Genomic DNA, 13,480 nt, shown 5'->3' on the forward strand with positions numbered 1-13,480 from the left:
AGCCGGTGCGTGCGCGAGGAGGATAGCGGTGAGCGAGACGAGCCCGAAGCTGCGTGCCGAGCTGGAGGGTATCCCCACCTACAAGCCCGGCAGGCCGGCCGCGTCCGGCGGCCCGACGGCCTACAAGCTGTCCTCGAACGAGAATCCCTACCCGCCCCTGCCGGGCGTGATGGAGAGCGTGGTCGAGGCGGCCGGGTCCTTCAACCGCTACCCCGACATGGCGTGCACGGGGCTGCTGTGCGAGTTGTCCGAGCGTTTCGGTGTGCCGCAGTCCCACCTCGCGACAGGCACCGGCTCGGTCGGTGTCGCCCAGCAACTCCTGCAGGCCACCAGCGGCCCGGGCGACGAGGTCATCTACGCCTGGCGGTCCTTCGAGGCGTACCCGATCATCACGCAGATCAGCGGCGCGACATCGGTCCAGGTGCCGCTGACCCAGGACGAGGTGCACGACCTCGACGCGATGGCGGACGCGATCACGGACCGGACCCGGCTGATCTTCGTCTGCAACCCCAACAACCCGACCGGCACGGTCGTGCGCCGGGCCGAGCTGGAGCGCTTCCTCGACCGGGTGCCGAGTGATGTCCTGGTGGTGCTCGACGAGGCGTACCGGGAGTTCATCCGCGACCCCCAGGTCCCGGACGGCGTGGTGCTGTACCGGGAGCGGCCGAACGTCTGCGTGCTGCGCACCTTCTCCAAGGCGTACGGCCTCGCCGGGCTGCGCGTCGGTTTCGCGATCGCCCATGAGCCGGTGGCGGCGGCGCTGCGCAAGACGGCGGTGCCCTTCGGGGTGAGTCAGCTGGCGCAGGTGGCGGCGATCGCGTCCCTGCGCGCGGAGGACGAACTGCTCGGCCGGGTCGGCTCGTTGGTGTGCGAGCGCACCCGCGTGGTCGACACACTGCGCGCCCAGGGCTGGACGGTCCCCGAGACCCAGGCGAACTTCGTGTGGCTGCGGCTGGGGGAGCGCACGGTCGACTTCGCGGCCGCCTGTGAGCAGGCCGGCGTGGTCGTCCGGCCGTTTCCGGGCGAAGGGGTGCGCGTGACGGTCGGCGAGTCCGAGGCGAACGACGTCTTCGTGAAGGTGGCGGAGAGCTTCCGCCGGGACCTCTAGCCTTTCGGGCATCACGCACCGACGGCTGGCGCGTGCCCCCGTGCCGTGAGAGGGCACGGAGGCGCGCGCCGCCGCGAGGCGGGCCTGTGTGGGACCGCCCTTTTGTCTGCATGTTTGGCATGTCCTCGACGTGATCAGAGGGACGTGGAGCATGGGTTCACGCGCCGTCCCGGCGCCGGGCGCCCGGCCAGCCCCTTAGGGACCCCCCACCCATCGGGCCTCGAACCCATATGCGTCATAATTGCTTGTGAATGTGAACGCGTTCACAAACCCCCTCGCCGGGGGTGGCCCAAACGGGGGCAAGCCGCCGTTTGCGACCACGGCAACGTAAGGAGAGACGACGTGGACCTGGCTTTGGCGCCGGAGACTCTGGCGCGATGGCAGTTCGGCATCACCACCGTCTACCACTTTCTGTTTGTCCCGCTGACGATCTCCCTCGCCGCGCTGACAGCCGGCCTCGAGACCGCCTGGGTGCGCACACAGAAGGAGAAGTACCTCCGGGCGACGAAGTTCTGGGGCAAGCTCTTCCTGATCAACATCGCGATGGGCGTGGTCACAGGCATCGTCCAGGAGTTCCAGTTCGGCATGAACTGGTCCGACTACTCCCGTTTCGTCGGTGACATCTTCGGGGCACCCCTCGCCTTCGAGGCCCTCATCGCCTTCTTCTTCGAGTCGACCTTCATCGGGCTGTGGATCTTCGGCTGGGACAAGCTGCCGAAGAAGCTCCATCTCGCCTGCATCTGGATGGTCTCCATCGGCACGATCCTCTCGGCGTACTTCATCCTCGCGGCCAACTCCTGGATGCAGCACCCCGTCGGCTACCGGATCAACAAGACGAAGGGGCGCGCCGAACTCACCGACTTCTGGCACGTCCTGACCCAGAACACCGCGCTCACTCAGGTCTTCCACACGTTGACCGCGTCTTTCCTCACGGGCGGCGCGTTCATGGTCGGGATCGCCGCCTACCACCTGGCCCGCAAGAAGCACGTCGCTGTGATGAAGACATCGCTGCGGCTGGGCCTGGTCACCGTGGTCATAGCCGGTCTGCTCACCGCGGTCAGCGGTGACCTGCTCGGCAAGGTGATGTTCAAGCAGCAGCCGATGAAGATGGCCGCCGCCGAGGCGCTCTGGGACGGCCAGGACGCCGCGCCGTTCTCGATCTTCGCCTACGGCGATGTGAGCAAGGGCCACAACAGCGTGGAGCTGTCCGTCCCCGGAGTGCTGTCCTTCCTCGCCAACGACGACTTCGGCTCGTATGTCCCCGGCATCAACGACACCAACAAGGCGGAGCAGCAGAAGTACGGCCCCGGCGACTACCGCCCGATCATCCCTGTCACCTTCTGGGGCTTCCGCTGGATGATCGGTTTCGGCATGTCGTCCTTCGCCCTCGGCCTGGTCGGACTCTGGCTCACCCGCAAGAAGTTCCTGCTCCCCTCGCATCTGCGGGTCGGTGAGGACGAGGTGCCGCATCTGGTCCTCTTCAGGAACAAGGCCCTCAGCCCGGTTCTCACCACATGGTTCTGGCGCATCGCGCTGTGGATGCTGGCCTTCCCGCTCATAGCCAACTCCTGGGGCTGGATCTTCACCGAGATGGGCCGCCAGCCGTGGGTCGTCTACGGCGTGCTGCGTACCCGTGACGCGGTCTCCCTCGGTGTCTCCCAGGGTGAGGTCATCACCTCGATGACCGTGTTCACGCTGCTCTACGCGATCCTCGCGGTCATCGAGGTCAAGCTGCTCGCGAAGTACGTCAAGGCCGGACCGCCGGAGCTCACCGAGTCCGATCTCAACCCGCCCACCAGAATCGGCGGCGACTCCCAGGACGCCGACAAGCCGATGGCCTTCTCGTACTAGGCCGAGGGAGCGCTCACATCATGCAACTTCACGACGTCTGGTTCGTCCTCATCGCGGTTCTCTGGACCGGCTACTTCTTCCTGGAGGGCTTCGACTTCGGGGTCGGCATCCTCACCAAGCTGCTGGCCCGCAGCCGGCCCGAGCGACGGGTGCTGATCAACACGATCGGTCCTGTCTGGGACGGCAACGAGGTGTGGCTGCTCAGCGCAGGCGGCGCGACCTTCGCCGCGTTCCCTGAGTGGTACGCGACCCTCTTCTCCGGTTTCTATCTTCCGCTGCTGATCATCCTGGTCTGTCTGATCGTGCGCGGTGTGGCCTTCGAGTACCGGGCCAAGCGGTCCGAGGAGAGCTGGCAGCGCAACTGGGAGACCGCGATCTTCTGGACCTCGTTGATCCCTGCGTTCCTGTGGGGTGTGGCCTTCGGCAACATCGTCCGAGGCGTGAAGATCGACCAGCACTTGGAGTACGTGGGCGGTTTCTGGGATCTGCTGAACCCCTTCGCGCTCCTCGGCGGACTGGTGACCCTGACCCTGTTCACCTTCCACGGAGCGGTGTTCACGACGCTCAAGACCGTCGGGGACATCCGGCAGCGGGCGCAGAGGCTGGCTCTGGGAGTCGGGCTGATGGCGGCCGTGGTGGCGCTGCTCTTCCTCGGCTGGGCTCAGATCGACCAGGGTGACAGCAAGAGCCTGGTCGCGCTGTGGGTGGCGGTCGCCGCTCTCGTCGGGGCGCTCCTGGCCAACCAGGCCAGGCGTGAGGGATGGGCGTTCGCGCTCTCCGGCCTCACCATCGTGGCGGCGGTCGCGATGCTCTTCCTGACGCTCTTCCCGAACGTCATGCCGTCCACGCTCGACCCCGCCTGGAGCCTGACGGTGAGCAACGCCTCGTCGAGCCCCTACACGCTGAAGATCATGACCTGGTGTGCGGGGATCGCCATGCCGATCGTTCTGCTCTACCAGGGCTGGACCTATTGGGTGTTCCGCAAGCGCATCGGAACGCAGCACATCGCCGATGCGGCCGCCGGAGCCGTGCACTGAGTCTGTGGGGTGGGGTGTTTCACGTGAAACACCCCACCCGGACCGAAGGGCATGTTTCACGTGAAACCGATCGATCATCGTCTCCTCCGATACGCCCGTGCCACCCGCCTCTTCCTGGTGGCGGTGGTCGGTCTGGGTGTTGTCGGGGCGTGCCTGGTCGTCGCCCAGGCGATGCTGATCGCCACGGTGGTGGTCGGCGCCTTCCAGCACCATGACTCGGTGGCCGTGCTGCGAATCCCGTTGCTGCTCCTGGTGGCCGTCGCGGTGGGCCGCGCACTGGTGTCGTGGCTCACCGAACTCGCCGCCCACCGGGCCAGTGCAGCCGTGAAGTCCGAACTGCGGGGGCGGTTGCTGGAGCGTGCGGGGGCGCTCGGTCCCGGATGGCTGAGCGCGCAGCGGACCGGCTCGCTGGTCGCTCTGGCCACGCGAGGAGTCGACGCCCTCGATGACTATTTCTCGCGCTATCTCCCTCAGTTGGGACTCGCGGTCGTGGTGCCGACGGCCGTGCTCGCACGGATCGTGACCGAGGACTGGGTGTCCGCGGCCATCATCGTCGGCACACTGCCGCTGATCCCGCTCTTCATGGTGTTCATCGGCTGGGCCACGCGTTCCCAGATGGACCGTCAGTGGCGCCTGCTCTCCCGGCTGTCCGGGCACTTCCTCGACGTGGTCGCCGGGCTCCCGACCCTGAAGGTGTTCGGCCGGGCCAAGGCGCAGGCCGAGTCCATCAAGAGGATCACCGGTGAGTACCGGCAGGCGACCATGCGGACCCTGCGGATCGCCTTTCTGTCGTCCTTCGCCCTCGAGCTGCTGGCCACGATCTCGGTCGCGCTCGTCGCGGTGACCATCGGCATGCGGCTCGTCCACGGCGACATGGACCTGTACATCGGGCTGGTCATCCTTGTGCTCGCACCGGAGGCGTATCTGCCCCTGCGGCAGGTCGGCACGCAGTACCACGCGGCGGCCGAGGGACTCTCCGCGGCCGAGGAGATCTTCACGGTGCTGGAGACACCGGTGCCGGCCTCGGGAACGCGCCGCCTCCCCCACGGGGAGATCGCCTTCGAGGGCCTGACCGTGCGCTACCCGGGGCGGTCGTCCGACGCCGTGTCCTCGATGTCCCTGACGGTCGCACCGGGAGAGACGGTCGCCCTCGTGGGACCCAGCGGCGCCGGCAAGTCGACACTGCTGAACGTTCTGCTCGGGTTTGTCCCGCCGACCCAGGGGCGTGTACGGGTCGGGGGAGTCGATCTCGCCGAGGCCGACCTGGAGGAGTGGCGCTCGCGGATCGCCTGGGTGCCGCAGCGGCCGCATCTGTATGCGGGGACCATCGCCGAGAACGTACGGCTGGCACGGCCCGACGCGGGGGACGCTGCGGTGCGCCGTGCGCTGGCCGACGCCGATGCGCTGGAGTTCGTGGACACACTGCCCGCGGGGATCGACACCCTGCTCGGCGAGGACGGCGCGGGGCTCTCCGCCGGTCAGCGGCAACGGCTGGCCCTGGCCCGGGCCTTCCTCGCCGACCGGCCGGTGCTGCTGCTCGACGAACCGACGGCGTCCCTGGACGGGGCGACCGAGGCGGAGGTCGTGGAGGCAGTGCGTCAGCTGGCAGCCGGGCGGACGGTGCTGCTGGTCGTGCACCGTCCGGCGTTGCTCGGCATCGCCGACCGGATCGTCCGCCTCGACGCGGACGAGCACCCCTCGAACGGTCCGCTGCGTTCCGGTGCCGTGCCGCTGCCCCGTCCCCGGATGCCGGAGACGCCCACGGCCCACGAGCAACAGCCGCCGGTCCCCTCACCGGCAGGGCGCGGGGGCGTGCTCGCACGCGTCCGTGCGATGGCCGGCCCCCACCGGGGGCGGCTGGTGCTCGCCCTGCTGCTGGGCAGCCTCGCGCTCGGAAGTGCCGTCGGTCTGATGGCCACCTCCGGCTGGCTGATCTCGCGTGCCTCTCAGCAGCCGCCGGTGCTGTATCTGATGGTCGCCGTGACGGCCACGCGGACGTTCGGCATCGGACGGGCCGTGTTCCGTTACGCGGAGCGGCTGGTGTCGCACGACGCCGTGCTGCGAATGCTGGCCGACACGCGAGTCGCGGTCTACCGCCGCCTGGAGCGTCTCGCACCGGCCGGGCTGCGCAGGAGCCGGCGCGGCGATCTGCTGTCGCGGCTCGTCGCCGACGTCGACGCCCTGCAGGACTACTGGCTGCGCTGGCTGTTGCCCGTGGGGGCCGCGCTCGTCGTCTCGGCGGGGTCGGTCGCCTTCACCGCCTGGCTGCTGCCGGAGGCCGGAGCGGTCCTCGCCGTGGGGCTGGTGGTGGCTGGAGTGGGCGTACCCCTGGTGACCGCCGCCGTGGCGCGTCGGGCGGAGCGCAGACTGGCGCCGGCCCGGGGCGTGCTGGCGACCCGGGTGACGGATCTGCTCACGGGAACCGCCGAGTTGGCGGTCGCGGGTGCGCTGCCCACGCGGACCGCCGAAGTGCGGCGGGCCGACGGGGTGCTCACGCGGATCGCATCCCGCGCCGCGACCGCCACCGCGCTGGGCGACGGGCTCACCGCGCTCGTCACCGGGCTGACCGTCGCGGCCGCGGCCCTCATGGGTGCGCAGGCCGTGGCCGGCGGACGCCTCGGCGGCGTCACCATGGCCGTGGTGGTGCTCACCCCGCTGGCCGCGTTCGAGGCGGTCCTGGGCCTCCCGCTCGCGGTGCAGCACCGGCAGCGGGTGCGCCGGAGCGCCGAGCGCGTCTACGAAGTGCTGGACACGCCGGAGCCCGTACGCGAGCCGGAACGGCCGTTGCCGCCGCCGTCGTCGCCCTTCCCGCTCGTCCTGGAGGGGCTGACCGCCCGCCATGAAGGGCAGCAGCGCGACGCGCTCACCGGACTCGGACTGACCCTCGAACAGGGCCGCAGGATCGCCGTGGTCGGCCCCTCCGGCGCGGGCAAGACGACGCTCGCGCAGGTGCTGCTGCGGTTCCTGGACCCGGTGGCCGGCACGTACACGCTGGGCGGCACGGACGCCCGCGCGCTGGACGGCGACGAGGTACGGCGCCTGGTCGGACTGTGTGCTCAGGACGCGCATCTCTTCGACAGCTCGGTACGGGAGAACCTGCTGCTCGCGCGGAAGGACGCGAGTGAGGGGCAGGTGCGTGACGCGCTGGCCCGGGCGCGGCTCCTGGACTGGGCCGATGGGCTGCCCGAGGGCCTCGACACGCTGATCGGCGAGCACGGCGCACGGTTGTCCGGCGGCCAGCGCCAGCGGCTGGCGCTCGCCCGTGCCCTGCTCGCCGAGTTCCCCGTCCTCGTCCTCGACGAGCCCGCGGAACACCTCGACCTGCCGACGGCGGACGCGCTCACCCGGGACCTGCTCGCCGCCACGGAGGGCCGTACGACGGTGCTGATCACCCATCGGCTGGCCGGTTTGGACGCGGTCGACGAGGTGATCGTGCTCGCGGACGGCGGGGTGGTCCAGCGCGGTCCGTACGAGGAACTGGCGGCGGTGGATGGACCGTTGCGTGTGATGGTGGAGCGGGAGGCCGAGGGGGATCTGCCGGGCGACCGGGAGGGACACCCGGGTCCGACGGCGCCCGTCTTCGCCGGCGCCTAGCAGCCGGCACCGGCACGGCACAGGGGTCGGCGCGGCGCACCCCCGGCCGGGGGACGCCGCTGGGCCATCCGTGGCCGCCCGTTCCGCCGGCCGTGGGACGTCAACAGGACTGCGGCCGGGACACGGGTCACGATCATTGACATGCCTTCATTTCTCCTTTCCTCCATGCTCGTTCCTCTTCTTCTGGGCACGGTCGCGGTGATCCCGGCCCGGTCCGCCACGGCAGGGGGTGGCAGCGGGGCGGCGGGCGACGGTATGGACACCGGTGCCAGTGCCAGGGTGGCGCGGCTGTACCAGGACGCGGCCGCGGTGACACGGCAGTACGACAGCGGGCGCCGGGAGGCGGACAAGCAGCGCGCCATAGCCGGGCGGGACGAGAAGCTCCTCGCCCGGGAGCACGGCCTGATAGCCGCCCTCCACCAGGATCTCGGCCGGATCGCCCGGGCCCAGTACCGCCAGAGCGGCGGACTCCCGTACACCGCGCAGACACTGCTCCCGGACAGCGCGAAGGAACTGATAGCGAGTCAGAGCACCCTCGCCCGGGTGGACCTCGCGGTCGCGAACGCGGTCATCCGCAGCCGCCTGACGGAGTCCGGTCTGGCGGCGGAGCGGGCACGGGCATCGGCTCAGTGGCGGGCCCTGCAGAAGCGGAACGGGGAACTGGCCGCGCGACAGCAGACCCTCCAGGCCAAGCTGGAGCAGGCGCGATGGACACTGCAGAGCCAGGCCGACGCGTCAGCGGCCTCGGGGATGTGCCGAGGGGCCGTCCGGCTGGACCAACCGAACCGCAAGGCCGGACGCCAGTGGATCGCGCCGGTGGAGGCGTACCGGCTCTCCGCGGGCTTCGGCAGCGGCGGCGACCACTGGTCGCACGGGCACACGGGCCAGGACTTCGCGGTGCCCATCGGGACTCCGGTGCGAGCAGTCGGAGCCGGACAGGTGGCACGGGTGAGATGCGGGGGCGCGTTCGGCATCGAGGTCGTGATCAGGCATCCGGGCGGCTACTGCACGCAGTACGCCCATCTCGCCGCCGTCACCGTCGGCCCGGGCGACCGCGTGGCGACCGGGCAGTTGATCGCCCAGTCGGGCACGACCGGCAACTCGACCGGACCGCATCTGCATTTCGAGGTCCGGTCCACCCCGGAGTGGGGGTCGGGTATCGATCCCGTGCCATGGCTGGCGGCGCACGGCGTGCGGCTGGGAGGCCTCCCGAGGGCTACGACCGGTCCGCGAGGATCTGCTCGATGATGACGGCCACCCCGTCGTCGTTGTTGGCGACCGTCCGCCCGGACGCCGCGGCGACGACGTCCGGATGGGCGTTGCCCATCGCGTACGACCGGCCGGCCCAGGTGAGCATCTCCACGTCGTTCGGCATGTCACCGAAGGCGACGACCTCCTCGTGGGAGATGCCGCGCTCGGCGCAGCACAGCGCGAGCGTGCTCGCCTTGGAGACACCGGGGCCGCTGATCTCCAGCAGTGCGCTGGGGCTGGACCGGGTGATGGTCGCGCGGTCGCCGACGGCGAGGCGGGCCAGGGTGAGGAAGGCGTCCGGGTCCAGCTCCGGGTGGTAGGCGAGGATCTTCAGCACCGGTTCCCGGGCGCCCGGCGCGTCCGGTGCCAGCAGTTCCTCGGCGGGCGCGAGCAGGTCCGGGATCTCCATGTGGAGCTTCGGGTACGCAGGCTCCTGGTGGAAGCCGTAGGTCTGCTCGACCGCGTACACCGTCCCCGGCGCGGAGTCCCTCAGCAGCCGGACGGCGTCGAGCGCGTTCTCCCGGGCCAGCTCCCGGACCTTGACGAACCGGTGTGTGCCGGGGGCGCCGTGCAGGTCCACCACCGCCGCGCCATTGCCACAGATGGCCAGCCCGTGGCCGTGGACGTGGTCGCTGACGACGTCCATCCAGCGGGCCGGGCGGCCGGTGACGAAGAACACGTCGATGCCGGCCTCCTCGGCGGCGGCCAGTGCGGCGACCGTGCGCTCGGAGACCGACTTGTCGTCGCGCAGCAGGGTGCCGTCGAGATCTGTCGCGATCAGCCGGGGCGGAACAGTGGAAGCCGGGGTTTCGGGCTGTCGGGTCGCTGAGGTCACGGGCGTCATTCTCCCGCATATGCCCGCACGGGCGTGCGTGAGTCCGCACACGTGAGTGGTGACGCTCCTCACCAGGGCCGTCACACCACGTCACGCCTCGTCATGCCCGGTCGTGCTCAGCCGAGCTGGGCCGGGGCCTCCATGGCGATCTGCTCGAAGACCTTCTCGTCCGCCGCGAAGTCGGAGTCGGGGATGGGCCAGTGGATCACGATGTCGGTGAAGCCGAGTTCGGCGTGACGTCCGGCGAAGTCGACGAACGCGTCGAGGGACTCCAGCGGCCGCCCGCGGTCCGGGGTGAAGCCGGTGAGCAGGATCTTGTCGAGTTCCGTCACATCGCGGCCGATCGCGGCGCACGCGTCGGCCAGCTTCTCGGTCTGCCCGCGCAGGGCCGTCACCGACTGCTCCGGGGTGCCGGTCTCGTACAGCTTCGGGTCGCCGGTCGTCACCCACGCCTGGCCGTGGCGGGCGGCGAGCTTCAGGCCGCGCGGTCCGGTCGCGGCCACCGCGAAGGGCAGCCGGGGGCGCTGGACGCAGCCGGGGATGTTGCGCGCCTCGTGGGCGGAGTAGTGCTCGCCGTCGTAGGAGACGGAGTCCTCGGTGAGCAGCCGGTCGAGCAGCGGCACGAACTCACCGAACCGGTCGGCGCGCTCGCGCGGCGACCACGGGGCCTGACCGAGCGCGGTGGCGTCGAAGCCGGTGCCGCCTGCACCGATACCCAGCGTGATCCGGCCGCCGGAGATGTCGTCGAGGGAGATCAGCTCCTTGGCGAGGGTGACCGGGTGCCGGAAGTTCGGCGAGGTCACCAGGGTGCCGAGGCGCAGGTGGTCGGTGACGGCCGCGGCGGCCGTCAGGGTCGGCACGGCGCCGAACCAGGGACCGTCCCGGAAGGACCGCCACGACAGGTGGTCGTAGGTGAACGCGGTGTGGAAGCCGAGCTGCTCCGCGCGCTGCCATGCGGAACGCCCGCCCTCGTGCCAGCGGAGATACGGCAGGATCACGGTGCTCAGACGCAGACTCATGCATCGAGCGTAAGCGGAGACGTGGGGCCTTCTTGCCGCGGGCTTGATCGGCCGGCCCTGGACATCGGAGGCGGAGCGTCAGCGAGGCCCCGGAAATCGCAGGTACTGAGGCGGAACGGCCCGGGTGAGCCACACCCCGTTCGCGCTCACATGGAAGACATGGCCGTCGCGCTGCATGGCGCCGGCGTCGACCGTGAGGACGACGGGACGGCCACGGCGGGCCCCGACCCGGGTGGCGGTCTCACGGTCCGGCGACAGATGGACGTCCTGCCGGTTCATGGGCCTGAGGCCCTCCGTCCGGATGGCATCCAGATGGCGCGCCACGGTCCCGTGGTACAGGTACGCGGGCGGGGCCGCCGGGGGCAGTCCCAGATCGACGTCGACGCTGTGTCCCTGGCTGGCGCGGATACGGGTGCCCTCGATCGCGAAGCGCCTCTTGTCGTTGGTGGCGACCACATGATCCAGCTCCGAGCGGGTGATCGGGAAGCCGTGTGAGGCCGCCGCGGCGAGCAGCGTGTCGATCTCCACCCAGCCGCCCTCGTCGAGGACGAGGCCGATTCGCTCTGGCTGGTGCCGCAGGTGTTTCGAGAGGTACTTCGACACCTTTACGGTGCGTCTCTCGTCGTTCCTTTCCGTCATCCTTCCAGCGTGCGGGAGAGACGCGGATCACGCATTTGATTTTGTCCGCATGTTTGATCCACAACCAAGTGCGGTTATCCACACCCGAATTGGCACTGCTGTGGACAACTGGCGTGCGTAGACGACCAGTTCATCAAGCGTGCGTGCCTATAGCCTTTTTAGGGTCTTCGTCAGCAAACGCCCTATGGCTAGCCCAGGTTGATCATCATCCGTCCCGCCCGGCTTGCCGATGGTCGTCAACGCCACGTGCAACCAGCCTCGTTGGCCTTGCGTCAAGGCAGCCAACCCGAGTTGACGTGCACTCAGGCAAGTAGCACATGCCAGTCTCCGACCAACCACCCACGCGTGCCCAAGACATCACAGCCGCAGCTCCCAACGAGCGATCGCGCGCGTCACACTTGGCGCGAAACGTGACATCAGACGGAGCGTGTGCGCCTCCGGAGTCACCGGCACGACAGGCTGGTTGCGTACGACGGCACGCAGGATGGCGTCGGCGACCTTCTCCGGCGGATACCTCCGCAGGCCGTACAGACGCGCCGCCTTCCGCTGCCGGCGTTTCTGCTCCTCCGGGCCCACGCCCGTGAAGCGCGCGGTCGAGGTGATGTTCGTGTGGACGAAACCGGGGCAGATCGCCGATACCCCGATGTCCTGGCCGGCCAGTTCGGCGCGCAGGCACTCGCTGAGCATCAGGACCGCCGCCTTGGAGGTGCTGTACGCGGGCAGTGCCCTGGAGGGTTGATACGCGGCGGCGGACGCGATGTTGACGATGTGGCCGCCCTGGCCTCGCTCGGCCATCCGCTTCCCGAAGAGCCGGCAACTGTGCAGAACACCCCAGAGGTTGACGTCCAGCACCGTGCGCCAGTCCTCGGCGGTCGTGTCGAAGAAGGAGCCCGACAGACCGATCCCCGCGTTGTTCACCAGCAGTCGGTGGTGACCCGCTCGGCGAGCTTCTCCATGGCCTGTTCGTCCGACACGTCGACCTGCTCGGCCCACGCCTCGGGGGCGCCGAGCAGCCGGGCTTGCTCCGCCGTGCCGGCTGCGCCCTGCGGGTCCCGGTCGACGGCCACCACGCGGGCTCCCGCCATGGCGAACGCGAGGGCCGTGGCCCGCCCGATACCGCTGCCCGCGCCCGTGACCAGCACGAGTTGGCCCCCGAACCGGTCCGCGTACCGTCCGTTCGCGGCCGGTGACGGATGCCCGCCCTCGACGGACATCACGAACTCCCCGATCCACGAGGCGACCTGGTCGGGACGGGTGCGCGGCGCCCAGTGCCTCGCCGGCAGCGTGCGCCGCGTCAACTGCGGAACCCACTGCTCCAGTTCGTCGTTGAGCCGCCGCGACAGGAACGGGTCACCGAGGGGGGTGATCAGCTGCACGGGCACGTGCGTGTACGCGTCGGCGCGCGGGCCGCGCAGCCGGGGCCGCACATTGTCGCGGTACAGCCAGGCGCCGTGGGCCGCGTCGATCGGCAGCGACGGGGTCGGGTAGCCGCCGGGAACCTTCTCGGCACGCCGCAGGAGCTCCGGCCAGCGTCTGCCGAGGGGCCCGCGCCACACGAGTTCCGGCAGGGCCGGGGTGTGCAGCAGATACACGTACCAGGACCGGGCGCCCTGACCGAGCAGCTGGCCCACCCGGCGCGGGGTCGGCCGGCGCAGCCGCTGCTTGATCCAGTGCCCGAAGTGGTCCAGGGACGGCCCGCACATCGAGGTGAAGGACGCGATCCGGCCCTCGGTGCGCCGGACGGTGACGAACTCCCAGGCCTGCACCGAGCCCCAGTCGTGCCCCACGAGGTGCACCGGCCGGCTCGGGCTGACCACGTCCACGACGGCCAGGAAGTCGTCCGTCAGTTTCTCCAGGGTGAACCCGCCCCGCAGCGGCCGCGGTGCCGTCGACCGGCCGTGGCCGCGGACGTCGTAGAGCACCACGTGGAACCGGCCGGCCAGCCGGGCGGCCACCTCCGACCAGACCTCCTTGCTGTCCGGATAGCCGTGGACGAGCACCACCGTGGGCCGGCCGGGATCCCCCAGTTCGGCCACGCTCAGCTCGACCCCGCCCGTCCGCACCCGGCGCTCCCGCGCCCCCTCAAGAGTCACTTGCCCTCCGCCCGGCCCCGCGGATCCGGCGGTGCGCCGTCCTCGTGCCGCGA

Annotated in this window: 8 protein-coding genes and 1 pseudogene; 5 read left to right on the plus strand and 4 right to left on the minus strand. The window is 70.2% G+C overall.

Going from position 1 to position 13,480, the window contains the following annotated elements; genetic code table 11:
* The first annotated feature begins 28 nt into the window (after positions 1–28).
* From hisC to ACIP94_RS11500, 5 genes are all read left to right on the plus strand, one after another.
* Complete coding sequence (gene hisC / locus ACIP94_RS11480; protein WP_402422934.1) at positions 29–1,108, plus strand: histidinol-phosphate transaminase; 1,080 nt, start codon at positions 29–31, stop codon at positions 1,106–1,108.
* Positions 1,109–1,450: 342 nt separating this feature from the next.
* Positions 1,451–2,959, plus strand: coding sequence for a cytochrome ubiquinol oxidase subunit I (locus tag ACIP94_RS11485; protein ID WP_402422936.1), 1,509 nt, complete (start codon positions 1,451–1,453; stop codon positions 2,957–2,959).
* Between the two features lie 20 nt (positions 2,960–2,979).
* Entirely contained in the window at positions 2,980–3,996 is a 1,017-nt protein-coding gene (cydB, locus tag ACIP94_RS11490; RefSeq protein ID WP_402422939.1) for a cytochrome d ubiquinol oxidase subunit II, read from the plus strand.
* A 51-nt stretch (positions 3,997–4,047) separates the two neighbouring features.
* Positions 4,048–7,590 carry a thiol reductant ABC exporter subunit CydD gene (gene cydD, locus ACIP94_RS11495; protein WP_402422942.1) on the plus strand — a complete coding sequence of 1,181 codons (3,543 nt, stop codon included), beginning with the start codon at positions 4,048–4,050 and terminating at the stop codon, positions 7,588–7,590.
* Between the two features lie 141 nt (positions 7,591–7,731).
* Positions 7,732–8,838 (plus strand): peptidoglycan DD-metalloendopeptidase family protein, encoded by a 1,107-nt coding sequence (locus tag ACIP94_RS11500; RefSeq protein ID WP_402422945.1) that lies wholly within the window; start codon positions 7,732–7,734, stop codon positions 8,836–8,838.
* Here ACIP94_RS11500 and ACIP94_RS11505 read toward each other — a convergent pair.
* From ACIP94_RS11505 to ACIP94_RS11520, 4 genes and pseudogenes are all read right to left on the minus strand, one after another.
* Positions 8,807–9,676 carry an HAD hydrolase family protein gene (locus tag ACIP94_RS11505; RefSeq protein ID WP_402422948.1) on the minus strand — a complete coding sequence of 290 codons (870 nt, stop codon included), beginning with the start codon at positions 9,674–9,676 and terminating at the stop codon, positions 8,807–8,809. The genes ACIP94_RS11500 and ACIP94_RS11505 overlap by 32 nt on opposite strands.
* 116 nt (positions 9,677–9,792) lie before the next feature.
* A complete protein-coding gene (locus tag ACIP94_RS11510) occupies positions 9,793–10,695 on the minus strand; it encodes an LLM class flavin-dependent oxidoreductase (protein WP_402422951.1) in 903 nt (300 codons plus the stop codon).
* A 78-nt stretch (positions 10,696–10,773) separates the two neighbouring features.
* Entirely contained in the window at positions 10,774–11,334 is a 561-nt protein-coding gene (locus ACIP94_RS11515; protein ID WP_402422954.1) for an RNA 2'-phosphotransferase, read from the minus strand.
* Positions 11,335–11,691: 357 nt separating this feature from the next.
* Positions 11,692–13,427, minus strand: a pseudogene (locus tag ACIP94_RS11520) (SDR family oxidoreductase).
* Between the last annotated feature and the right edge of the window lie 53 nt (positions 13,428–13,480).

The sequence above is a fragment of the Streptomyces sp. NPDC093261 genome (assembly GCF_044753645.1).
Lineage (GTDB): Bacteria > Actinomycetota > Actinomycetes > Streptomycetales > Streptomycetaceae > Streptomyces.